The sequence below is a fragment of the Bradyrhizobium sp. 76 genome, from assembly GCF_023073025.1.
In the GTDB taxonomy this organism is placed as follows: domain Bacteria; phylum Pseudomonadota; class Alphaproteobacteria; order Rhizobiales; family Xanthobacteraceae; genus Bradyrhizobium.
Map to the genome: position 1 here is coordinate 255,705 of NZ_JADPIS010000149.1, position 21,476 is coordinate 277,180.

Sequence of the window (21,476 nt, forward strand, 5' to 3'; positions counted from 1 at the left end):
ACATGCGCAAGGCAATGATTGTATGGGGCGGTTGGCCGGGGCACGATCCCGATCTCTGTGCTTCGATGATCCGTGGTTGGCTGAAGGCGGAAGGCTTCGAGGTGCGGATCGAAACCACCACCGCCGCGTTCGCCGATCCCGCGATTCACGACCTGTCGCTGATCATCCCGATCTATACCATGTCGACAATCGAGAAGGCGGAAGCGCTCAATCTCTGCGCTGCGGTCCGCAGCGGCGTCGGGCTCGCCGGCCATCATGGCGGCATGGGCGACGCATTCCGCGATTCCGTCGATTACCAGTTCCTGTGTGGCGGGCAGTGGGTTGCGCATCCCGGCAACATCATCGACTACAAGGTCGACTTGACGAAGCCGGATGATCCCATCATGAAGGGCCTGAAGAGTTTCGAGCATCGTTCCGAGCAATACTACATGCATGTCGACCCCGCCAACGAGGTGTTGGCGACGACGACCTTCACCGGCGAGCACGCGCCCTGGATCGAGGGCGTGGTGATGCCCGTGGTCTGGAAGAAGCGATACGGCGCGGGCAGGGTGTTCTATTCCTCGCTCGGCCACCGCGCTTACGAGCTCGACGTACCGGAGATCCGGACGTTGATGACCCGTGGCATGTTGTGGGCGGCGCGCGAATGACAGCCGTTGCGACCCAGTCGGTGGTTCGCGCTACGCTTGAAGACGTCGCGCGCACGGCGGGTGTTTCGCTCGCCACGGTCGATCGCGTCGTCAACCGGCGCGAGGGCGTGCGCGCCAAGACCGTGGCGCGGGTCGAGGCCGCGGTGGCAAAACTCGGCTATCGAGCCGACGTCGCGGCCGCTCGGCTTGCACGGGGGCAGACGTTCCGCTTTGCCTTCGTGCTGCCGACCGGTACCAACAGCTTCATGACCAACCTGACCGAGCAGGTCCAGCGCACCGCGGACTGGCTCGTCGGCCAGCGCGGCTTCATTGATATCCTCCATGTCGATGTGTTCGATCCGGACGTACTCGCCACCGCGCTGGAAAATCTCTCGCCCGCGTACCAGGGCGTCGCCGTCATCGCGCTCGATCATCCCAGGGTGCGCGCCGCGATCGACGAGCTCACCACGCGCGGCGTCGCTGTGGTGACCCTTGTGTCGGACGCGCCGAGCTCGCGCCGGCTGCATTATGTCGGCATCGACAACCCGGCGGCAGGCCGCACCGCTGCAACGCTGATGGGACGGTTCCTCACTGGTCGCGAGGGGACGGTGGCCGTGATCGCAGGATCGTTGTCGCTGCGCGATCACACTGAGCGGCAGTTCGGCTTCCACCAAATCCTGTCCAGCGAGTATCCGAACCTGCTCGCGCTGCCGGTGATCGAGGGTCGCGATGACACCAAGCGGACGCGGGAGCTCACTGCGGCACTGCTCGCGCGCCAGCCAGATCTGCGCGGCATATACTGCTGTGGCGCCGGAAACCGTGGCATCGCCGATGCGCTCGAGGCCTCGGGACGGGCGCGTGAGGTGGTCTGGATTGCCCACGAGCTGACTCAATACACGCGGCGTTTCCTGGTCCGTGGCACCCTCGATGCCATCATCAACCAGGATCCCGGCCACGAGGCCCGGTCCGCAGCGCGAGTCCTGCTCGCGCATTGTTCGGGTGAGCCCATCAGCCCCGACCAGGAGCGCATCCGCATCGACATTTTTCTGCGGGACAATTTGCCGTAACCTTTGAATGGCCTGCGGGGTGCATCAGAAGCTCGCGGCCATTACGGCCAAACGTTGGTGGGCTCTTTCGCGGGCCGCCTCAATGGGCTGTTGCGGTCCGGTGGTTGGCCCGATCGGAATGAAACGGACATTGTTGATACCGACAAAACGCAAAATTTCGCGCAGGTAAGGCGTTGCCATGTCGATGCGCCCGCGGTTCATTCCGGTGGCGAAATCGCTGCCACTGGCAATTATGACGATGGTCGGCCGGTCTTTCAGCAACGGGATGTATCCAAGGGATGGGTCGAACCGAAAGGTGAGCCCGGGCTGGACGATGACGTCGAAGAATTGCTTGAGCTTATAGGGAATGCTGAAGTTCCACATCGGCGTCGAAATCAGCACCCGCTCGGCGAGCGCTAAGCGTAGCGCCATCCGCTCGGCTTCCGCGAAGCTGTCCCGCTGCGCGTCGTTGAAGGCTTGCGCCTTCATCCGTGCATATTTGGCTTCGACAATGGGGCCTGAAAACTCCGGCAGGCGCTCGCGCCAGAGATCCATGACGTCCACGTCCCAATCGGGCCGAGCTCGGCGAAAGCCGTCGAGGAAAACGCGTGCGCCGGCGCTTGACCAGGAGTCGTCGCGGGGCGAGCAGGACAGGTGCAGGAGCTTCGCCACCGCTCATCCCAGCGCTTTGATGACCGCATCGGCCTTGGTCACGACGGCGACACTCTGCATGGCGAAGTTGATCGAGGCAGCGTGCCAGTCGGCATTCATGGTCGAGCAGCAATCCTCAGGAACGATCATGAAGTAGCCCTTGTCGGCACCGGTCCGCGCCGTGTGCTCGACCGACATGTTGGTCCAGGCGCCGGTGTTGATGATCATGTCACGGCCGGAGGCTTTCAGGATCGTTTCGAGCCTCGTGCCTTCCCAGGCGCTCATTCGCACCTTCTCGACCACGAAATCACCGGGCCTCGGCTCGAGACCTGACACCGGTGCTGCCCCCCAGCTTCCGCGCACCATCGCCTTACTGTCGACGAGACCCTCGAACAGCGGCGCATTCAGCGTCACGCCGGGCGCGCCGGGCTCGACGACGAACCAGACATGAATGATGGCGACGCCGCGCGCCCGGGCGGTTTCAGCCAGGCGGCGGACATTCTCGACGATGTGCTGCTGCTTCGCGTGACCTGGTGCGCCGGAATCGGCGAATGCGCCCCCGTCCATGATGACGTCGTTCTGGAGATCCTGGATGATCATGGCGCAGCGTCGCGGGTCGATCTGCATCTCGCCGTCGGCAAGGACGGGTGCAGCGGAAGCAGAGCCGGCGGCCGCTGTGCCGCCGCCTCGCTTGCCGCTCATATAGGGCTCGTGGCGCGGTCCGACCTTGGTGGGAATGGCATAGACCGAGTGCGTCGAAGTCAGGTACAGCGTACGGAAATCCGGACCGCCCCAGGTAAGGTTCGCCACGAGCTCGGGAAGGCGGAGCTTGCCCAGCAGCTCGCTCCGCGGCGAATACACCCAGACCCCGCCGGGTGCCGTAACCCAGACGTTACCGTGCTGGTCGCACTTCATGCCGTCGGGCAAGCCGGGCTCGAGCTCGGAGCGGATGCTGCTCGCGAACACACGCGCACTCGACAGCGAGCCGTCGCCGTTGACGTCGAATACGCGGATCAGTGCCTGCACGGTGTCGTTGACATAGAGCAGTTTCTCGTCGGGCGAGAAGCACAGCCCATTCGGCTGGTCGAACAGATTGCGGTCCACTACGAGCTTCGGGTCGGCGCCGGGCACGACGCGATAGACGCCCTGGAAGCCGAGCTGCCTCGGCCGCTCGACGCCATAGACCGGCATGCGGCCATACCAGGGATCCGAGAAATAGATCGCGCCGGAGGAGTGCACGCAGACGTCGTTGGGGCTGTTGAGCTCCTGTCCCCCAAAGTGCGAGGCCAGCACCTCGCGCCGCCCGTCCGGCCGCTCGCGGATCAACGACGATGTCGCGTGCTCGCAAACGATTAAATTGAGCTCGGCGTCATAGGTCATGCCGTTGCATTTGTTCGAGGGACGCTTGACCTCGGCGACGCCGCGCCGCGCATCCCAGCGCCGGCGCACGTCGCCCGGCATGTCCGAGAAGAGCAGATAATGATCGACCGGATGCCAGATCGGTCCCTCCGTGAAGTCAAAACCGGTGCCGATCTGCGCGACTGGCGCGTAGGGGTCGATCAGGGTCTCGAATTCGGAACGCAAGGTGACGTGCGTCATCGGTCGATCCTCTGGCGTCTAGGCCGGAAACCAGTTGCGCTGGGGCAGGGACTGCACGATCGGCCCAGGCACCTGGTCGTGTAGCCTGCCGACGACGTTGCCGCCCTCGATCTTGGCGGGACGGTCGTGGACCGGCAGCAGATAGCGCGAATTGCTGAGCAGCTTTTTGATGGCGGCCTTCTCGGCCCGCTTGGTGGTGCCGTGGTTGCCCGTGGTGCGTGGCTCCCAGTCATGGATCTCGTTGAAGGGCGTCACGATCTGGTCGTTGAAATCATAGATCACGTCGCCGCAGATGGTGGCGATGCCGTCGGCGGTTTCGACGATGATGTTCATCGAGCCCTCGGTATGCGCATTCGCTGCGTCGCAGTAGACGCCCGGCATTAGCTCGATGGGACCTGTGATCTCGAGGTCAAGAAAGCGCAGCGCACTCTTGGTGTGCAGACGGTCGATCAGATGCTTGATATCCGGCGCTGGATATTGCGGATGCATCAGGCCGGACACGGAATACTCGAGCTCCCGGCGGTTGAGGACGACGGTCGTGTTCATCGGGAACAGATCGTCCTTGCCGGCGTGGTCGATATGCAGATGGGTGTGGCAGACGAATCGCACATCGCCCATCCGCACGCCGTGCCGCGCAAGCTGGTTCTCGATCATGTGCTCGTGATACTGCAGGCCGCGCATCCCCAGCGTTTCCATGATCTGGTTGGAACGGTAACCCGTGTCGACCACGACCGGATATTTGCCGCCGAGGATCAGGAAGCCGAGGGTGAGGACACGGCGGGTCCGGCCGCAGTCGTGGCCGAGAACCAGAAAACTCGATTCCAGCTCGATGTCGCCATAGTCCAGGATCTTGATCTCCAGCGGCATTCCGTCCCTCCCTGTATCCGTTTTTGTTCGTTTCCTCAGCCCTCAAAGCCGATAGACGCGCATGGCAGTGGTTCTGAAAATGGCTTCGCGCTGATCATCGCGCAGCGGCGCCGCGGCGGCACGGAAGGCATCGATCAGCTCGCGGTAACTGGTCCACAATTTCTCGATTGGGAAATTCGAACCGAACAGGCAGCGTTCGGCGCCGAAGATCGCGATCGTGTCGATCAGGCCGGATGCGATATGCGCGGGGTCGTTGGCGTGGATGAACGTTCCGAGCCCCGACAGTTTCGACACGACGTTCGGGCATGCGGCGAGGCGGGCCATCCCGGCGCGCCACGCGGCGCGGCCTGAGGGTGAAAGGTCCTCCAGCATGCCAGCGTGCTGCAGGATAAAGGTCACCTTCGGGCAGGCTTCCGCAAGGTGTGCGGCGTCCGGCATCTGCGGCGTGAACACCTGAAGGTCAAAGCTCCAGCCATAGTCCGCCAGCCGGGCAATGTTGCGCTGGATCACGGGATCGGTGCAGAGATCCGGCCGCGCGGCAAAGCGATAAAGCGGGTTCTCGTGCCAATGAAGTTGCATGCGGACGCCGCGCACGAGGGCATAGCGCTTCAGGCCGTCGAGTTGTGGACGCACGTCGTCGACTGAAAAATCGGCGTAAGCCACGATGGCATGCGGCCAGCCGTGCTCCTCGGCCGTCTGCTGCACCCAGGCGGCCTCGTCCTCGTAGCGGTCATTGGCCCAGTTGGTCTGGACATAGACCGAGCGGGTGATGCCGCTGCCTTCGAGGTCGCGGAGATATTCCTCTATCGGGTAATCGCGCCGGATCGGCTCGTACGGACCGAAGATGCGCGGCTGCATCGGACCCACCAGCCAGGGCAAGTCGGCCTGGCGCCAGATATGATGGTGCCCATCGACGATGTCGGTCACGCAACTCTCCTTTGTCCCAGCGCCAGCACATGCGCGACGATCGACGCGCTCGATCCACCATCGATGAGGTCGTCGACGAAGCGTTCGATCGCGACCAGCGCTTCGGTCTGCGGGCGAAAGCCGGGACCAGACGCGAGCGGCGTCAGCCAGCTCACGCGCCACGCGCGGCGCGATAGTTTCGCGACCGCATCGCACAACGCATCGGGTTCGCCCCGCTCAAGGCCGTCGGAAACGATGATCACGGCGGCGCCCCGCGCGTATCCGCCGAAGCGGGGCACGGCGAGAAAGGCCTGCAGGGCGTCGCCGATTCGGGTGCCGCCGTCCCAGTCGCTGACTGCATAGGCCGCGGCGTTGAGCGCTTGCTCGCGCCGCTTGAGACGCAACGACCGGGTGATGCGGGTCAGCCGCGTGCCGAAGGTGAAGACCTCGACGTTGGGCGCCGCCTGGACCAGCGTATGCGCGAACTTCATATTCTCTTCGGTGCGGGTCTTCATCGAGCCGGAGACGTCAATCAGTAGCAACACCTTGCGTGGGCGTTGCCGCCGCCTCAAACGTCCCAGCCGGAGGATTTCGCCGTCGCTGCGAACGGAGTCGCGTAAGGTGCGGCGCAAATCCGCATAGGGCCCGCTGCGAGCCCGCATGCGGCGATGGCCGCGCCGCTTCGGCAGGCGCCTGGGTGCCTCACGGGACAGCCGACGCAGCGCATCGGTGGTCGAGAGCTGCGCAAAGCGGCGCTCGACCAGGGCTTCGCCGCGCGCAGCTGCGAGACCGGACTCATTGGCCTCGTCCGACAGCAGCGGCTCGTCGTTTCCACGGGTCTCCTCCTGCAGCCGAACTGTCTCGTCGTCCTCACCGTCATCGACGCGCTCGATGGCCTCGTTTCCGCGAAAGTGCAGATCGAACAGCCGGTCGAACGTTGCGCGACGTTCCGGGGGAGGGGCCAGTGTCGCGAGGGCTGCCTGCCGAATGTCTTCCAGGCTGCGGGGGCCGAGCAACTGGATCGCGGCGAGGAACGATGTCGTCTGTTCCGGTGCGACGGCAAACCTGTTCGTTCGCAACAGCCCGACGAACGAGATGAAGACACGCGCAGCGCGCGGCAGTTCGGATTCGGTACTCATGCAGAGGCCTCCGCCAGCAGAGCGTCGAGGCGCGGCGAAATGAAGTGCAGATCCTCCTCGTCTTTCAGGGCAACGCCGATCGAGCGCCTGAAGGCATCAGGCCACCGCGCGCCGCCCTTGTGCAGCAGCGTGGCGGCCTCAGCCCAGTCGACCGCCTCGGCGATCCCGGGCGCCTTGCTGAGCGGCTCGCGTCGCAGCTTCTCGACGGCCGCGACGACGGCGCGCGCGGTCCCCTCGGCGACGCTGGAGGCCCGCATCATCACGATGCGCGCTTCGCGCTCGGCCGAGGGATAGTCGATCCAGTGATAGACGCACCGCCTCCGCAACGCTTCATGAAGATCCCGCGTGCGGTTTGAGGTGAGGACGACAACCGGCCGTTCCGAGGCGCGCACGGTACCGCGCTCTGGGATCGAGATCTGGAAGTCGGACAGAAACTCGAGCAGGAAGGCTTCGAACTCCTGGTCGGCGCGGTCGATTTCGTCGATCAGCAGCACTGTTGAGTCAGGCGCGCGCAGCGTCGCCAGCATCGGTCGCTCGATCAAAAACGTTTCGCCGTAGATGTCGATGCTCTCATCGCCGGCCTGGCGGATGGCGAGCATCTGGCGCGGATAGTTCCATTCGTAGAGTGCGGCGGACGCGTCGATGCCTTCGTAGCATTGCAGGCGGATCAGGCGGCGGCCGAGGACGGCGGCAATGGCTTTGGCGGCCTCGGTCTTCCCGACGCCCGGCGCACCCTCGAGCAGCAATGGCTTGCCGAGTGCCAGCCCGAGATAGGCGGCGGTCGCCAGTCCCTCGTCGGCGAGGTAATAGGCGGCCCGAAGCGCCTTCTCCAGTGCCTCGGGGCTGTCGATGCCGACGATGTTGCTGCGGACGGCCATCGAGACCTCAGCGCCGCGCCTGAGGGCGCGCGCCGCCCTCGGCCCTGATCGCGCGCAGCACCTTCTCCGGCGTAATCGGCAGATCGTCGATGCGGACGCCGACGGCGTTGAAGATGGCATTCGCGACGGCCGGCAATACGGGATTTGCGCACATTTCCCCGGGGCCCTTGGCGCCGAAGGGGCCATCGGGAGCGGGGCGTTCCAACACGGCGATGTCGTGGGGGCAGATGTCGCCAGGACCGGGCATGACATATTCGACGAAGTCGCGAGGGCCGTGGACAGGGTCGGGATAATAGGGTTCGGGCGTCTCGTAGAGCGCGTGACTGACGCCCATCCAGGCGCCGCCAACGAGCTGTTGCTCGACCAGGCGCGGGTTGAGCGCGCGGCCGAGCTCGTAGGCAGAGTCCATGCGGATCATCGTGACCTCGCCGGTCTCGTCGTCGACCTCAACCTCGGCGACAAGACAGGCATGGGCGTAGCAGGTCGCCGGCGACATCTCGCCGGTCTCGGGATCGACATTGGACAGAGGAACGAGAAAGATGCCACGGCCGGCGATGGTCTTGCCTTGCTTGAACTGCGCGGCGATGGCGACGTCTTTGGTGGAGATCGAGCGGTGCGGCGCGCCCTTGACGTGGATGTTGCCACGCCCGTCGGTTTCGAGATCGGCGGCGTTGACCTCGAGTTCCTCGGCGGCGGCCTCCATCATCACGCCGCGCGCCTCGCGCGCCGCCGCCATCACGGCATTGCCGACGCGATGGGTGCCGCGCGAAGCGAACGAGCCCATGCAATGCGGGCCGGTGTCGGAATCGGCGGTGTCGACGTAGACGTCCTCGACGGGTACGCCGAGCGTCTCTGCGCAGATCTGCCGCGTGACCGACTTCATGCCTTGGCCGAGATCGATCGAGGATAGCGCCACGGTGAATTTACCGCTCGGATTGGAGTGAACCAGGGCCTGGCTGGGATCGCCGCCGAGGTTCATGCCGATGGGATAATTGACCGATGCGATGCCGCGTCCGCGATGTCGGGTCATCTCAACGCCTCCTGGTGCCGAACACGGATGAGAATCGGCCCGCCCCATGCGAGGGCGATGCCGGTCGCGGTGGCTGCGGCGGGAAGGGCGCGGGCGGTGGGGGCTCGCGCGGCGGTTCGCGCGACGCGGCCGTCGGCAGGCGATCATAGCTCGTGCGCTGCTGCGCTGGGGTGGTCGTCCTCACCGGGGTGTCGGCAGGCGTCCGCGGGATGGCGGCGCGACTGCCGCCACCGTCCTTGCGGGAGGAGGTGCGCTTGAACTCGTCGCGGATCGGCCATTTGGCTTTCTCCGCGGCGACCTGGACGCACTCGATCAGCGCCGTGTTCTTGGCCTCGCGCCGATGCGCCTTCATGTCACCGTCGCGATAGGCATTGAGAATGCGGAACTCCATCGGATCCATGCCGACGAGGTTCGCGAGCTTGTCCATCTGGCACTCGATCGCAAAATCCATTGCGGTGACGCCGAAGCCGCGCATCGCGGTTGCCGGCGTACGGTTGGTGAAGACGCAGTAGACGTCGCCATAGACGTTGGGGATGGTGTAGGGCCCTGGCAGATGGGCCGCGCATTTCACCGCTGCATAGCTCGAGAGCCGCGTATATGCGCCGCTGTCGAAATATGCGCGGATCTTTCGCGCGACGACGCGGCCATCGCGCATCACGCCGTCCTTGATGTAGATGCGCTCGGCGCCGCGTGGTGGGCCGTATTGCATCTCTTCTTCGCGTCCGAACACGTAGCGCACGGGACGTCCCGTCAGCATCGCACCGAGGATGCATAACGGTTCGGTCAGCGTGTCCACCTTGCCGCCAAAGCCGCCACCGACGGTGCCGCCGATGAAATGAAAGGTATTGGAGGGGACGTCGAGGATCTTGGCGCAGGTGTCGACCGAAAAGAACAGCGCCTGCGTCGACGTATAGACGACATAGCGCCCGTTGGTGTCGGGCGCCGCGATCGAACCGTTGGTTTCGGTCGGCGCGTGCTCGATGGGCGACATCTGGTAGCGCTGCTCGAGCACGTGATCGGCGGTCGCGAGTGCGGCATCGGCATCGCCGAAGCGGAGTTTCTGGTGATCATATGTGTCGTGATAAATGAAGGCATTCTTCGGATAGGTGTCGTTGACGACGGGCGCGCCGGCCTTCAGCGCATCTTCGACGTCGAACACGGTTGGCAGCGGTTCATAGTCGATCCGCACCTTTGCGATCGCCTCGAACGCCTCGCGCTCGCTGTCGGCGACGATGGCCAGGATCGGCTCCCCCTTGTAGCGGACCTTGTCGACGGCGAGCGAGGGCTCGTCGTCCTTGCCGAAATTGATCAGGCTCAAGAGCGTATTGAGGTTGCGGGGTACGTCGGAGCCGCGGATGATCCGGCGCACGCCGGCTGAGCGCTCGGCGTCAGCGGTGTCGATCCGCCGGATCCTTGCATGCGAATGGATCGCGCGGACGACTTTCAGGTGCAGCATCCCCTGGAGCTTGTGGTCGTTGAAATAGCTCGATGTGCCTGTGACATGGCCGAGCATGTCCTGGCGCTGCGTGCCCTTGCCGATCTCCTTGAGATTGTCGTCGCGCTCGTCGGCGAAAATATCTTTGCGCAGTTCCAGCATGATGTGGTCCTTCAGGCGCTCACCCGGCCGCCGGAGGCGGCGAGGATGGCGTTGATGATCGGCTCGTAGCCGGTGCAGCGGCAGATGTTGCCGGAGATCGCCTCGACGATCTCGGCGCGGCTCGGGGAGGGATTGTGATCGAGTAGTGCCTTGGCGGCCATCAGCATGCCCGGCGTGCAATAGCCGCACTGGGCAGCAAAATTCTCGGCAAAGGCGCGTTGCAGCGGGTGGAGGTTGGGTCCTTGCTTCAGGCTATCCAGCGTCTCGACGGAGCGGCCGGCGACGGTCTCGGCCAGCGTCAGACAGGAGAGATGGAGCTCGCCGTCGATCAGGACGCTGCAGGTGCCGCAGCCGCCCTGGCCGCAGCCGAATTTCGGCGTCATGTCGCCGATCAATTCGCGAAGCGCGACGAGCAGGTTGGTGCCGCCATTGACGAAAATGGCAACATCGCTGCCGTTGTGACGAAATTGCAGGGCAGTCTTGGCCATACGATCTATTCCTGACCCAAAAGAAGACGACGCAGATGGACGCCGACGATCTCGCGGCGATACCAGGCGCTGCCGAGCGCGTTGTCGGACGGCGATGTTCCCTCCGCAGCCGCAGAGGCTGCGGCCGCAACGGTCGCGGCATCGAGCGCGCGGCCTTCCAGAGCGCGTTCGGCCGCCCGCGCGCGTATTTGCGTCGGCGCCATCGATCCCAATGCAATGCGTGCCCCGGCGATCCGTCCGCCACTGATGGGCAGATGTGCGGCGAGCGTGATGACCGAGCCGCCTTTGGGCTTGATCCGTGCGATCTTGCGGTAGCGGAAAGCCTCTGGGTTTGTCGGTCGTGTGCACGACACCGACAGCACGAGCGTGCCCGCCTGCCTTTCGCGCGACTGCAAAAATTCCTCGATTGGAATGTCGCGCGATCCAAAACCGCCTTGCAGAGCCACGGTGGCATCGAGCGCAAGCAGGGCGACGGTGAAATCGCCATAGGGGCTGGGCGCGAACAGATTGCCGCCCACCGTACCCATGTTGCGCACCGCCGGGCCACCGATCGAGCGGGCGGGAGCGTGCAGGAAAGCAAGGTCGCGCTCGCCCAGAATCCGGGCGAAAGTGACGCCAGCACCCAAGGTGATCCGCGGGCCGGATGGGTCGATGCGCGTCAAGGCATGGTCATTGGCGCGCACGACCGTCGAGACCGAGATGTCGCCTTCGTTCAGTGCGCGCATCACCAGCGTGCCGCCGCCGAGGTAGCGCGCGTTGCGATCGGACGATAGCGCGGCGGCGGCCTCGCTCGAGCTCGTGAAGGTCTTCACCGTCACAGTCATGTTGACACAGCCTCCTTGAGGTGCCGGCGGATCGCGTCGAATCCCGCTTGGTAGATATCTTCCGCGACGATGTGGGTGATCCGGTCCTTGTCCTCCGGCCGAGTCGAGAAGCGGGATTCCCAGTGCCAGAAGGTACGGTCGCCGTCGGTCACGGGCAGCAGGCGGACGTGAGCTACGTAGTTGAACATCGGAACCGGCGTATCGAGCAGGCAATAGCTGAAGGTCTGCTCCAGATCCGACAGCGTCAGCAATTGCTCGCGCAGCTCGGAGCCGTCCTGCAGCTTGAAGCGCCTGACGCAGCCGATCTTGTCCGAGGTCTGCGCGCGCTCGATCGTGGAGGTCGCAACCGCCGGATGCCAGCGATCGTGCCCGTTGAAGTCGCGCAGTACGGGCCACACGGAGCCGGTCGGCGCGTCCAGGATCGTGCTCTTGACGATGTGCGGCACGGCGCTCAGCCTCCGAACTGGCGTTTGAGGGCGTCGAAGCCGCCCTGGAACACGCCGCCGCCGATATTCGCGACGAGCTCCGCCTCCCGCTCGGGTGCGCAGTCGAACTCAGCGGTCCATTCCATGAAGGTCTGGTCGCCATCCGTGACCGGCGTCAGCCGAAGCGTCGCGACGTATTCCTCGACCCCCATCGGGGATTCGAGGATCGAATAGGTGCAGAACATGTCGTAATCGGACAGGCCAAGCAGCTTTTCCCGGATACGATCGCCGTTGCGCAGGCGAAAATCCCTGACGCAGCCGACCTTGTCGGAGGGCTCGCCGCCCTCGATGCGGCTTTCCGCAATCGCGGGATGCCAGTTCGGCAGACCGTTGAAGTCGCGTACCCGCGCCCAGACGCGATCGTTGCGTGCGTTGACGACGGTTGAGACGTAGACCCGGGCCATGGTGCCACCTCAGCTCTTCTTCCGGGGGCTGCGCTCGGGGGGCGGCTCCCCGTCGGGCGAGGGCGCAGCAGCTGGCTTCTCGCCACCGCCACTGTCGCTGCCCTTGCGTGCGGAGTCCTTGATGCCCTGCATGTCGCGAGCTTCCCGGATCAGGCCTGGCATCTTGGCGAGGCTGCCACCTTCGACGCCGATGTCCGCCAGAAGCGAGTCGATCAGCGGCGCCTGGACGCGGTAGCGCAGCGCCGAGTCGATCACCTCGTCGGTGGCGCTACGGCCGCCATTGCCACCATGGCCGTTGCCGTTGAGGCCATCGACCTGAAGGATGCGGATGCCCTCGATCTTCTCCATCGGCTTGACGCTCTCGCGGACGATACCCTCGATGCGGTCGAGCAGCTTTCTACGGAACAGCGAGTAGCGTGCCTGGTCGGTCAGCACGTTCTCGGCCTCGTTGAGCATACGCTGCGCCTCGGCCTCGACTGCAGCGCGGATCCGTTCGGCTTCCGCGGCAATTCGCGTTTCCTCGGCCTGCTTCTCGGCGATCAGGATCTCCACGGTCTTACGGCGCTTCGCGATCTCGCTCTCGCGCGCGGTAATGACGCGCTCGGTGGCTTCAGTGGCATGCACCCGCGCTTCCTCGGCCGAGGCCTTGGCCGCAGATTCTTCGAGCGACTTCAGGTGAATGGCAATCGCCTTCTCCATCAGAACGGTCTCGACCTCCTTCTCGCGATTGATTTCAAGCTTGCGCAGCTCGCGCTCGCGGCCGATGCGGGCCTCGTCGAGGCCGCGATCGGAGGCAATGCGGGCGCGGTCGACCTCTTCGCGCGCGGCAATCTCGGCTTCCTGAAGCGACTGGACACGGGCGACTTCGAGTTGTTCGATCGAACGTCGCCGTTCGATTCGCGCCGCCTCCAGCGCTTGTTCGCGCGAGACGTCCGTGGTCTCGATCTCCTTGCGCGCGACAATCTCGGCCTGCCTGACCTGGCGGTCGGCGTCGATGCGCTCGGATTTCTTGGTCGAGAGCGCAATGACGCGGTCCTCGTCCGCGATCTCGATCGCCTTCTTGTGCTCGATGTTGAGGACTTCGCGCTTCCTGGAGGAGGTGATGCGCTCGGCTTCTAGCGCGAGATCGACGCCGATGCGCTGGCGCTCGATGGTGTCGCGACGCTTCAGCTCGGCGGCCTCGAGCACGGCTGTGCGCTCGATCTCGAGCGCACGTGTGTCACGCTCGGCCTGGATACGCTCGGCTGCAACGGACTTCTCCTGCGCGATCCGGGCGGCTTCGATGGCTTCGCGTGAGGCGATGTCGGCTTCCTCGACGGCGCGGTTGCGGGCGATCTCCAGGGAGCGCACGCGTTCTTGCTGAGTGATGCGGGCAGCTTCCGTGGCTTCGCGCGCGGTGACCTCTGCGACTTCCAGCGTCTGGTTGCGTTCGATCTCCAACTGCCGCGTATTCTGCTCGACTGCGATGCGCTCGACAGCGAGCCTGTGCTCGCGGGCGATGCGCGCCGCCTCGACCGCGCGCTGCGCCTCGATCTCGGCTTCCTGGATGTTACGCACCTGCTGGATCTCCAGCGCACGGGTGCGCTCATCGGATGCGATGCGCTCGACATTGACAATCATGGTCTGGGCGATGCGGGCCTTTTCCGTCGTCTCGCGGGCAGCGATCTCGGCTTCGTCCACGGCGCGGGTCCGATCGATCTCGCGGCGCCGGGTCTCCTCTTCGTTGGCGATGCGGGCGTCGGTCACGACGCGGTCCTGCTGGATACGCGCTTTCTCGATCGCCTCGCGGGCGGTGATCTCGGCTTCCTCGACGGTCTGCATCCGCTCGATTTCGCGCTGGCGCACCTCGCGCTCGGAAGCGATGCGGCTGGTATCGATCGAGCGCTGGTTGGCGATCCGGGCCTTCTCGATTTCTTCCCGTGCCAGCAGTTCCTTCTCCTCGATGGTGCGGGTGCGCTCGATCTCCCGCTGGCGGGTCTCACGCTCCGAGGCGATACGGGCTTCGGCGATCGCCTGGTCGTTGGCGATTCGCGCCTTCTCGATCGTTTCACGAGCGGAAATCTGCGCCTGCTCCGCTTCGGTCTCGCGCAGGGCCCGCTCGCGCGCGACCTCGGTGCGTTGCAGGGCGCGGCGCATCTCGATGTCACGCTCCTGTTCGAGGCGCGCCGTCTCGCTTTCGCGCTCGATCTCGAGCGCCTGCCGCTCGGCCTCCAGGTTGCGAGAGCGGATCTTGATCATCGAATCCTGCTCGATGTCGTTGCGCAGCTTGCGCTTGGCCTCGATATCCTCCATCAGGCGGGTCAGACCTTCGGCGTCGAAACGGTTCGAGGGGTTGAAGAATTCGAGATCGGTCTGGTCAAGATCGGTGATCGCGACTGACTCCAGCTCGAGTCCGTTCTGGGCAAGTGCCTCGGCCGCGTTCGCCTTGAGGCGGGCGACGTACTCTCCGCGTTGCTCATGCATCTGCTCGAGGGTCATCTCCGAGGCAACGGACCGAATGGCCGAGATGAATTTGCCGGCGAGGAGGGCGTGGAGCTGTTCGGGCTCCATGGTACGGCGGCCGAGCGTGGCAGCCGCGATGGACACGGCTTCGCGAGTCGCCTGGACTCGGACATAGAAATCGGCCTCGATGTCGACGCGCATGCGATCACGGGTGATCACGGCGTCCTGCCGCGAGCGCACGATGCCCATCGGCTGCACGTTCATGTTGACCGGCGTGTAGTCGTGGATGAACGGCAGCACGAAGGCGCCGCCGTTGATCACAACGCGCTCGCCGAGCAGGCCGGTACGAACGAATGAGGTCTCCTTGGACGAGCGGTGATAGAGCCAGTTCACGATGTAGACGCCGACCACGATCACCACGACGGCGACGATCAGCCAAAGGATCAATTCACCGACCAGAGTCCCTGACATGTTTCTCTCCCTCGACCTTTCGGCGTTATCGCGCGCCGATCGCCTTGAATTTGCGAACCTGATCCGTCAGCGCCCGTTCGACCGGCAGCCGCTCCATCGAGGAGGCGCCGTAGAAGCCGTGGCAATTTCGTGTGTTCCTCATGATGAAATCAGCATCGTCCGGATCGGAGATCGGTCCGCCATGAGCGAGCACCAGAATGTCTGGATTGACGCCGAGCGCGGCGGAGGCCCAGGTGTCGATGTGCGCCGGGCAATCCGTCAGCTTGAGTGCGGTCTGCGCGCCGATGGTGCCCCCGGTCGTCAGGCCCAGATGACAGACGATGATATCCGCGCCCGCGATCGCCATCGCGGCGGCTTCCTTCTCGCTAAAGACGTAGGGCGTCGTCAGCAGGTCCTTCTCGCGCGCCTTTGCGATCATGTCGATCTCGAGCGCATAGGACATGCCGGTCTCTTCGAGATTGGCGCGGAACACGCCGTCGATAAGGCCGACGGTCGGAAAGTTCTGCACACCGGCGAAGCCGAGCGCTTTCAATTGGTCCAGAAAAAGATCCATGTCGCGGAACGGATCGGTCCCATTGACGCCGGCGAGCACTGGCGTCCTGGTCACGACGGGCAGCACTTCGCCGGCCATCTCCAGCACGATGGCGTTGGCGTCGCCGTAAGCCATCAATCCCGCGAGCGAGCCTCGGCCGGCCATTCGGTAGCGGCCGGAATTGTAGATGACGATGAGGTCGACACCGCCGGCCTCCTCGCATTTGGCCGAAAGGCCGGTGCCGGCGCCGCCGCCGACGATGGGCTCGCCGCGCCTTGCCATGTCGCGGAAGCGCTTCAACAGTGCAGCGCGTTCAAACCGGGCCATCGGTCACCTCGCTAGTCTCCGGCGCGCCCCAGTGCGGCCGAACAGTGTTCGGAACGCGCTGACAATGGTGGAGGCGAACTCGGGGTCATTGATGTTCTTGGGAACGCGGATGAGCTGACGATTGGCGGTCTGCCGCACGTTGCGCTCAAGCGTGCGGAACAGCGCCGCATCGGTGTCCGGATCCCAGAACGGCTGTCCTCGCGCGTCGAGCGCGGAGACGCCGCCCTCGGGCAGGAAGAAGCGCACCGGGCCGTCCATCCGGTTGAGTCGATCGGAGATCCAGTGCCCCATGCGCTCGTTCTCCTCCGCCGTGGTCCGCATCAAGGTAACCTGCGGGTTGTGGACGTGGAATTTCCTGCCGCGGTAGCGCTCCGGGATGGTCTCGGGCGCGCCGAAATTCACCATGTCCAGCGCGCCCGCGGAGCCGACATAAGGCACCCGGCTGCGGATGATGGCGCCGAAGCGGTCGTCGGTCGCCGGGAACACGCCACCCATCAGGAGGTCCCCGACCTCCGTGGTCGTGAGGTCGATGACGCCTGCAAGCTGCCCGGAATCGACGAGTGCCTCCATTGAGCGCCCGCCGACGCCGGTGGCGTGGAAAACCAGACACTCGAAATCTTCGCGCAAGTCGGCCGCGATCTTCTGCACCGCCGGCGTAGTGACACCAAACATGGTGATGCCGACCGACGGCAATCCGCTGTCGCTCCGATCCTTTCCTGCATGCTGATCAAGGCGCGCCTTGACCATGCCAGCCAGCGCGTTGGCGCCGTTGGCCAGCACGGCGCGCGAGATGGAGTTGAGGCCCTGCACGTCGGCGACGGAATGCATCATGGTGATGTCCGCGGGGCCGACATAGGGCCCGACGTCACCGGAGGCGACGGACGAGATGATAAGTTTCGGCACTCCGACAGGAAGGGCCCGCATACCGGGCGCGACCAGTGACGCTGCGCCCGAGCCGCCGGCCGAAATCACGCCGGCAACATTGCTCTGGCGCCGCAGCCAGCTGGCGAAGGCCTCGGCCATCGCGGTGACGGCGGCGCCGCGGTCGGGTCCGAATACCGCCGATCCGCCGCGACCATGGTTCAAGGCGATCTCCTGGGCGGAGACGTCGCTGGCCGCGTGCCTGCCGCTGGTGGAGACATCGACCAGGCGGGTTCGCAGGCCGGTCCCGGCGATGATGTCGCGGATGAAGCGGAGCTCGGTGCCCTTGGTGTCGAGCGTACCGACGACGAGCACCACCGGAGAGCCCTGCGTTTGTGCCGCGACCGGTTCGCGCCGGCGTCGTGCCGTCTCATCGAGACGCATCACCTGTGTCGAGAACGTGCGGGCCGCGGCCTCGATACGGGCGATCGGCACCGGTTGCGACCAGCGTGTCGGCGGCGTCGGGTTGGACATGTAGATGCGGATCGCGCCGCCTGGCCGCGTCTGCTGCGGAGAAGGCTTCGGTTCCGTATCCGCCGGCGGAACGTCGAGGTCGAGCTCGAGTCCGGCGTGCATTCCGACACCGAGCAGGCGCTGCTGCAGTTCGCGATCGGCGGCAAGCCGCACCGAATCGATGATGCGGTTGACGCGGCCGTTGACCATGATCGCGACGTTACGCGACACGGCCGTCGCCACGCCGATATTCTGCTCGATCACGAGCACGGACATCTCGCCGTCCTCGCCAAGCCGTAGCAGCATCTCCTCGACCTGGGCCACGATGACCGGCGCGAGCCCCTCGGTGGGCTCGTCCATGATCAGGAGCCGGGGGTTGGTGAGCAACGCGCGGGAGATCGCAAGCATTTGTTGTTCGCCGCCGGAGAGCTGGCCGCCGCCGTGATCCTTGCGCTCGGCCAACCGCGGAAACGTCTTGTAGATGCGCTCGACCGTCCAGGCGCCGCGGCGCAAGCCGGCGGCAAGCTGCAGATGCTCGTCGACACTGAGCGAACGCCATAGCCGCCGTCCCTGCGGAACGTAGCCGACGCCGAGTCGGGCTATGTGGGCGGGCGGCTGCCGGGTGATGTCATCGCCGCGGATACGAATCGAGCCGCCGCTGACCGGCACCAGCCCCATGATGGCCTTGCATAGCGTGGTCTTGCCCATGCCGTTGCGGCCGACGACCGAGAACACGCCGGCCTCGAGCGTCAGGTCCACGCCCTGCAGCGCGTGCGAATGGCCGTAATAGACGTCCAGGCCGCGGACTTCGAGCGCGGCGGTGGTACGGCGGACCTCACTCATGGCCGCCTCCGAGGTAAAGCTCCTGCACTTCGGGATCGGACTCGATCTCCTGCGGACGGCCTTCCTTGAAGATCCGCCCGTTGTGCATCATCGTGACGCTCTCGACGACGCGCAGGGCCACGTCCATGTCGTGCTCGATGATGATGTAACCGATATGCGCGGGCAGGGAGATCAATATCTCGATCAGCTCGGCACGCTCGGTCGGCGACAGTCCCGCGGCGGGTTCATCGAACAGGACGAATCGCGGCGCGCCGGCAAGCGCAAGTGCAATCTCGAGCTGGCGCTGCTGGCCATGCGCGAGCTCGGCAACGCGCTGATCCTTCACGCCCGAGAGATGGACGGCCTGCACGAGATTTTCGGCCGCGTGCATCAACGCATCGTTCTGACCGGGGCGGAGAAACGAGAAGCGCCCGCGTGAGACGCCACGGCAGGCGAGGTAGACATTGTCCTGAACGGTGAGGCCGGGAAACAGCGCGGAGATCTGGTAAGTCCGGCGCAGGCCACGGCGGATGCGCTCATAGGGCGGGAAGTGCGTGACGTCCTCGCCGAAGAAGCGGATGGTGCCGGAAGAGGGTGGGAAGTCGCCGGTGATGCAGTTGAACAGCGTGGTCTTGCCGGCGCCGTTTGAACCAAGCACGGCGCGCCGTTCGCCGGGGCGGACGGTAATAGTGATGTCGGTGAGCGCCGCGAGCGCGCCGAACAGACGCGTCACGCCGCGCAGCTCCAGCGCCGCGCGGGCGCCCACGACAGAGAGGCGTTGCGCGACGCTATCCATGGCGGGATCCTTGGGTGGATCCTTGGCCAGAGTCTCGGCCAAGTTCTCGGCCATGTCGTCCACTTGAACTTGCCGCGCCGGAGCGTTGGCGGCGCCGCCAGCTCTGCCAGAGCCCGATGACGCCGTCCGAGGACCAGAACACGATCGCGAGGAAACCGAGGCCGATCAGGAGGCGAAAGCGGTTGCCGTCGAGCCCCAGCTTGACCAGGAAGTCGAGTGCGAAGGTGCGCAGCAGCACGAAGATCAGCGCGCCGATAAAGGGTCCGACGGGGCGCGTGATGCCGCCGACGATCGCGATGATGAGGATATCGATGCACGCTCCAACGCTCACGGATCCCGGCGAAATCTGCCGGTAGTTCCAGACCTGGAGTACCCCAGCCAGCGCCGCGACGAACGACGCGAAGGCGTAGGCCGCAACGCGATGCGCATTGACGTTGAAGCCGAGCGCTGCCATGCGGCGGGGATTGTCGCGTACGCCTTGCAGCGCGAGGCCGAACGGTGCGCGGGAGATGTAGTCCACGGCGAAGTAGCACAGCGCGGCTACCGCGAGGACGATATAATAGAAGGGAATGTCGGCACGCCAGTTGACGCCCCAGAAATGCGGCGTGGCAACGGTATTGATGCCGGTATGGCCGTTGAAAATCGCCCAGTTCTGGTTGGTGAAATAATAGAACGCCGCGCCGATCGCGAGCGTGATCATGATGGTGTAGATGCCCTCGGTGCGTACCGCCAGCGCGCCGCCGAGCGTGCCGAAGATGGTCGCGAGCGCGAGCGCCATCGGGACCGCAAGCCACCACGGCCATCCCAGGCTGATATTGGCGTTGCCGCTGACGCCAAACACCGCGACCATATAGGCGGAGAAACCCGCGATGGTGAGCTGCATCAGGCTGACCATGCCGCCATAGCCGGCAAGAAACATCAGACTCAGCGCCATGGTTCCGAGGATCAGCGTGGTCGCAAAGATCTCGATCAGGAAGAAGCCGTTGGCGATCAGGGGCATGATCAGGAGAATGGCCGCGACGGTCCAGGCCGCCGGATTGTCGATCTCCGGCCATCCGCGCAATCTGGAGCGTTGCACAGCAGCGGTGGGACGAACCGGGACGCGGGCGTCGTGAGCGAGGGACATGTCAGCGCCTCGCCAACAGGCCCTGCGGCCGAATTGCCAGCACCAGAACCATGATCAGGAAGGTCACGACGATGGCGTAGGTTGGGATGTAGACCGAGCCGAGCTGCTCGGCGAGGCCGATGATGAGCGCGCCCAGCGCAGCCCCCGGGATCGAGCCCATGCCGCCGACGATCACGACGACGAGGGAGGCGAGCAGGAAGCGGATATCCTCGCCGGGCGAGAGCGACTGGAACGTTCCGCCGACGACGCCGGCGACGCCGGCGAGGCCGGCGCCGAGCGCAAACACCACCACGAAAACGAGTTGGATCCGCACTCCGGTCGCCGCCAGGATGTCGCGATCGTCGACCCCGGCGCGGATGATCATGCCGATGCGCGTGCGGTTGAGCGCCAGCCACATCGCCACGCCGATCACGACGGAGGCGGCGAAGATCACGAGTCGGACCATGGGATAGCGGAGATAGACCGGCTCGCCTGAGGATTTGACCGCGGTGACCAGCGGCAGCTCCACGGGTCCGATCAGCCAGTTCGGAGTCTGGATCTGATAGAAATCGCCGCCACAAGCCCACAGCATTAAATCGGCGAATACGATCGAGAGTCCGATCGTCACCATGGTCTGGCGCAGGTCCTGGCCTTCCATGCGGCGGAAGACGAGGACCTGGAGCAGGACGCCGACCAGCGCCGTCAGGATGAAAGCGACGATGAAGCTGAGGACCCATGAGCCGGTCGCGGCGCTGATGGCGTAGCCGACATAGCCGCCGAACAAATAGAGCGAGCCGTGTGCGAGATTGACGTTGCGCATCAGGCCGAAGATCAGCGTAAAACCGCTGGCGACGAGGAAATAGAGACCGCCGAGCGTGATGCCGTTGAAGAGCGCGTTGAGGAAGACCCGCTTGCGGCCGAACGCATCTTCAACGCCCTGCGGCCAGACCGCGAAAATCAGCCAGAGTGCTAACGCGATCGCGATGATGACGATCAGTGCCCAGGTGGGATGGCGTTCGACAAAGCGGGTCATGATTGCCGCTCCGTCTTCACGTCACCCCATCTCC

General features: G+C 65.0%; 20 protein-coding genes. 2 read left to right on the forward strand and 18 right to left on the reverse strand.

All coding sequences use genetic code 11. The annotated features are described in order from the left end of the window. The first annotated feature begins 2 nt into the window (after positions 1-2). A complete protein-coding gene (locus IVB48_RS36665) occupies positions 3-647 on the forward strand; it encodes a ThuA domain-containing protein (RefSeq protein ID WP_085352425.1) in 645 nt (214 codons plus the stop codon). Next, positions 644-1,693, forward strand: a complete 1,050-nt coding sequence (locus IVB48_RS36670; RefSeq protein ID WP_247407917.1) for a LacI family DNA-binding transcriptional regulator — start codon at positions 644-646, stop codon at positions 1,691-1,693. Before IVB48_RS36665 ends, IVB48_RS36670 begins: the two co-directional genes overlap by 4 nt. A gap of 24 nt (positions 1,694-1,717) precedes the next feature. Here IVB48_RS36670 and IVB48_RS36675 read toward each other — a convergent pair whose 3' ends face one another. From IVB48_RS36675 to IVB48_RS36760, 18 genes are read right to left on the reverse strand one after another with little or no spacing between them, the layout of a single operon-like run. Continuing rightward, positions 1,718-2,344 (reverse strand): NAD(P)H-dependent oxidoreductase, encoded by a 627-nt coding sequence (locus IVB48_RS36675; protein WP_247407919.1) that lies wholly within the window; start codon positions 2,342-2,344, stop codon positions 1,718-1,720. A gap of 3 nt (positions 2,345-2,347) precedes the next feature. After that, entirely contained in the window at positions 2,348-3,922 is a 1,575-nt protein-coding gene (locus IVB48_RS36680) for an isochorismatase family protein (RefSeq protein WP_247407921.1), read from the reverse strand. A gap of 18 nt (positions 3,923-3,940) precedes the next feature. Next, positions 3,941-4,789, reverse strand: coding sequence for an MBL fold metallo-hydrolase (locus tag IVB48_RS36685; protein ID WP_027569306.1), 849 nt, complete (start codon positions 4,787-4,789; stop codon positions 3,941-3,943). Positions 4,790-4,831: 42 nt separating this feature from the next. Continuing rightward, positions 4,832-5,716 carry an amidohydrolase family protein gene (locus tag IVB48_RS36690; protein WP_247407923.1) on the reverse strand — a complete coding sequence of 295 codons (885 nt, stop codon included), beginning with the start codon at positions 5,714-5,716 and terminating at the stop codon, positions 4,832-4,834. Further along, a complete protein-coding gene (locus IVB48_RS36695; RefSeq protein ID WP_247407925.1) occupies positions 5,713-6,834 on the reverse strand; it encodes a VWA domain-containing protein in 1,122 nt (373 codons plus the stop codon). The genes IVB48_RS36690 and IVB48_RS36695 overlap by 4 nt, the downstream gene beginning before the upstream one ends. Beyond that, complete coding sequence (locus IVB48_RS36700) at positions 6,831-7,712, reverse strand: MoxR family ATPase (RefSeq protein WP_027569309.1); 882 nt, start codon at positions 7,710-7,712, stop codon at positions 6,831-6,833. Before IVB48_RS36700 ends, IVB48_RS36695 begins: the two co-directional genes overlap by 4 nt. Positions 7,713-7,719: 7 nt before the next feature. Next, positions 7,720-8,742 (reverse strand): molybdopterin cofactor-binding domain-containing protein, encoded by a 1,023-nt coding sequence (locus tag IVB48_RS36705; RefSeq protein ID WP_247407927.1) that lies wholly within the window; start codon positions 8,740-8,742, stop codon positions 7,720-7,722. 1 nt (position 8,743) lies between these two features. Continuing rightward, entirely contained in the window at positions 8,744-10,339 is a 1,596-nt protein-coding gene (locus IVB48_RS36710) for a molybdopterin cofactor-binding domain-containing protein (RefSeq protein WP_247407929.1), read from the reverse strand. An 11-nt stretch (positions 10,340-10,350) separates the two neighbouring features. After that, complete coding sequence (locus IVB48_RS36715) at positions 10,351-10,827, reverse strand: (2Fe-2S)-binding protein (protein ID WP_247407931.1); 477 nt, start codon at positions 10,825-10,827, stop codon at positions 10,351-10,353. 5 nt (positions 10,828-10,832) lie between these two features. Beyond that, entirely contained in the window at positions 10,833-11,651 is an 819-nt protein-coding gene (locus IVB48_RS36720; RefSeq protein WP_247407933.1) for an FAD binding domain-containing protein, read from the reverse strand. Next, on the reverse strand, positions 11,648-12,097 hold the full coding sequence (locus tag IVB48_RS36725; protein ID WP_247407942.1) for an SRPBCC family protein: 450 nt from the start codon (positions 12,095-12,097) through the stop codon (positions 11,648-11,650). The genes IVB48_RS36720 and IVB48_RS36725 overlap by 4 nt, the downstream gene beginning before the upstream one ends. Positions 12,098-12,102: 5 nt before the next feature. Continuing rightward, the gene (locus IVB48_RS36730; protein ID WP_247407944.1) at positions 12,103-12,540 is read right to left on the reverse strand and encodes an SRPBCC family protein; all 438 of its coding nucleotides are present in this window, start codon (positions 12,538-12,540) and stop codon (positions 12,103-12,105) included. 9 nt (positions 12,541-12,549) lie between these two features. After that, complete coding sequence (locus tag IVB48_RS36735) at positions 12,550-15,453, reverse strand: flotillin family protein (protein WP_247282345.1); 2,904 nt, start codon at positions 15,451-15,453, stop codon at positions 12,550-12,552. A gap of 25 nt (positions 15,454-15,478) precedes the next feature. Next, positions 15,479-16,312 (reverse strand): phosphoenolpyruvate hydrolase family protein, encoded by an 834-nt coding sequence (locus IVB48_RS36740; RefSeq protein ID WP_027517172.1) that lies wholly within the window; start codon positions 16,310-16,312, stop codon positions 15,479-15,481. 3 nt (positions 16,313-16,315) lie between these two features. Further along, positions 16,316-18,529, reverse strand: a complete 2,214-nt coding sequence (locus IVB48_RS36745) for an ABC transporter permease (protein WP_247407947.1) — start codon at positions 18,527-18,529, stop codon at positions 16,316-16,318. Further along, positions 18,522-19,304 carry an ABC transporter ATP-binding protein gene (locus IVB48_RS36750; RefSeq protein ID WP_247407949.1) on the reverse strand — a complete coding sequence of 261 codons (783 nt, stop codon included), beginning with the start codon at positions 19,302-19,304 and terminating at the stop codon, positions 18,522-18,524. Before IVB48_RS36750 ends, IVB48_RS36745 begins: the two co-directional genes overlap by 8 nt. Then, the gene (locus IVB48_RS36755) at positions 19,297-20,430 is read right to left on the reverse strand and encodes a branched-chain amino acid ABC transporter permease (RefSeq protein ID WP_027569319.1); all 1,134 of its coding nucleotides are present in this window, start codon (positions 20,428-20,430) and stop codon (positions 19,297-19,299) included. The genes IVB48_RS36750 and IVB48_RS36755 overlap by 8 nt, the downstream gene beginning before the upstream one ends. Before the next feature lies 1 nt (position 20,431). Next, positions 20,432-21,442 carry a branched-chain amino acid ABC transporter permease gene (locus IVB48_RS36760; protein WP_247407951.1) on the reverse strand — a complete coding sequence of 337 codons (1,011 nt, stop codon included), beginning with the start codon at positions 21,440-21,442 and terminating at the stop codon, positions 20,432-20,434. Positions 21,443-21,476: the final 34 nt, after the last annotated feature.

Coding starts and splice junctions, on each gene's coding strand:
- IVB48_RS36750 (WP_247407949.1), bottom strand. CDS start 19,304: ATGGATAGCGTCGCGCAACGCCTCTCTGTCGTGGGCGCCCGCGCGGCG.
- IVB48_RS36745 (WP_247407947.1), bottom strand. CDS start 18,529: ATGAGTGAGGTCCGCCGTACCACCGCCGCGCTCGAAGTCCGCGGCCTG.
- IVB48_RS36705 (WP_247407927.1), bottom strand. CDS start 8,742: ATGACCCGACATCGCGGACGCGGCATCGCATCGGTCAATTATCCCATC.
- IVB48_RS36710 (WP_247407929.1), bottom strand. CDS start 10,339: ATGCTGGAACTGCGCAAAGATATTTTCGCCGACGAGCGCGACGACAAT.
- IVB48_RS36715 (WP_247407931.1), bottom strand. CDS start 10,827: ATGGCCAAGACTGCCCTGCAATTTCGTCACAACGGCAGCGATGTTGCC.
- IVB48_RS36740 (WP_027517172.1), bottom strand. CDS start 16,312: ATGGCCCGGTTTGAACGCGCTGCACTGTTGAAGCGCTTCCGCGACATG.
- IVB48_RS36760 (WP_247407951.1), bottom strand. CDS start 21,442: ATGACCCGCTTTGTCGAACGCCATCCCACCTGGGCACTGATCGTCATC.
- IVB48_RS36695 (WP_247407925.1), bottom strand. CDS start 6,834: ATGAGTACCGAATCCGAACTGCCGCGCGCTGCGCGTGTCTTCATCTCG.
- IVB48_RS36680 (WP_247407921.1), bottom strand. CDS start 3,922: ATGACGCACGTCACCTTGCGTTCCGAATTCGAGACCCTGATCGACCCC.
- IVB48_RS36720 (WP_247407933.1), bottom strand. CDS start 11,651: ATGACTGTGACGGTGAAGACCTTCACGAGCTCGAGCGAGGCCGCCGCC.
- IVB48_RS36735 (WP_247282345.1), bottom strand. CDS start 15,453: ATGTCAGGGACTCTGGTCGGTGAATTGATCCTTTGGCTGATCGTCGCC.
- IVB48_RS36700 (WP_027569309.1), bottom strand. CDS start 7,712: ATGGCCGTCCGCAGCAACATCGTCGGCATCGACAGCCCCGAGGCACTG.
- IVB48_RS36670 (WP_247407917.1), top strand. CDS start 644: ATGACAGCCGTTGCGACCCAGTCGGTGGTTCGCGCTACGCTTGAAGAC.
- IVB48_RS36665 (WP_085352425.1), top strand. CDS start 3: ATGCGCAAGGCAATGATTGTATGGGGCGGTTGGCCGGGGCACGATCCC.
- IVB48_RS36685 (WP_027569306.1), bottom strand. CDS start 4,789: ATGCCGCTGGAGATCAAGATCCTGGACTATGGCGACATCGAGCTGGAA.
- IVB48_RS36730 (WP_247407944.1), bottom strand. CDS start 12,540: ATGGCCCGGGTCTACGTCTCAACCGTCGTCAACGCACGCAACGATCGC.
- IVB48_RS36755 (WP_027569319.1), bottom strand. CDS start 20,430: ATGTCCCTCGCTCACGACGCCCGCGTCCCGGTTCGTCCCACCGCTGCT.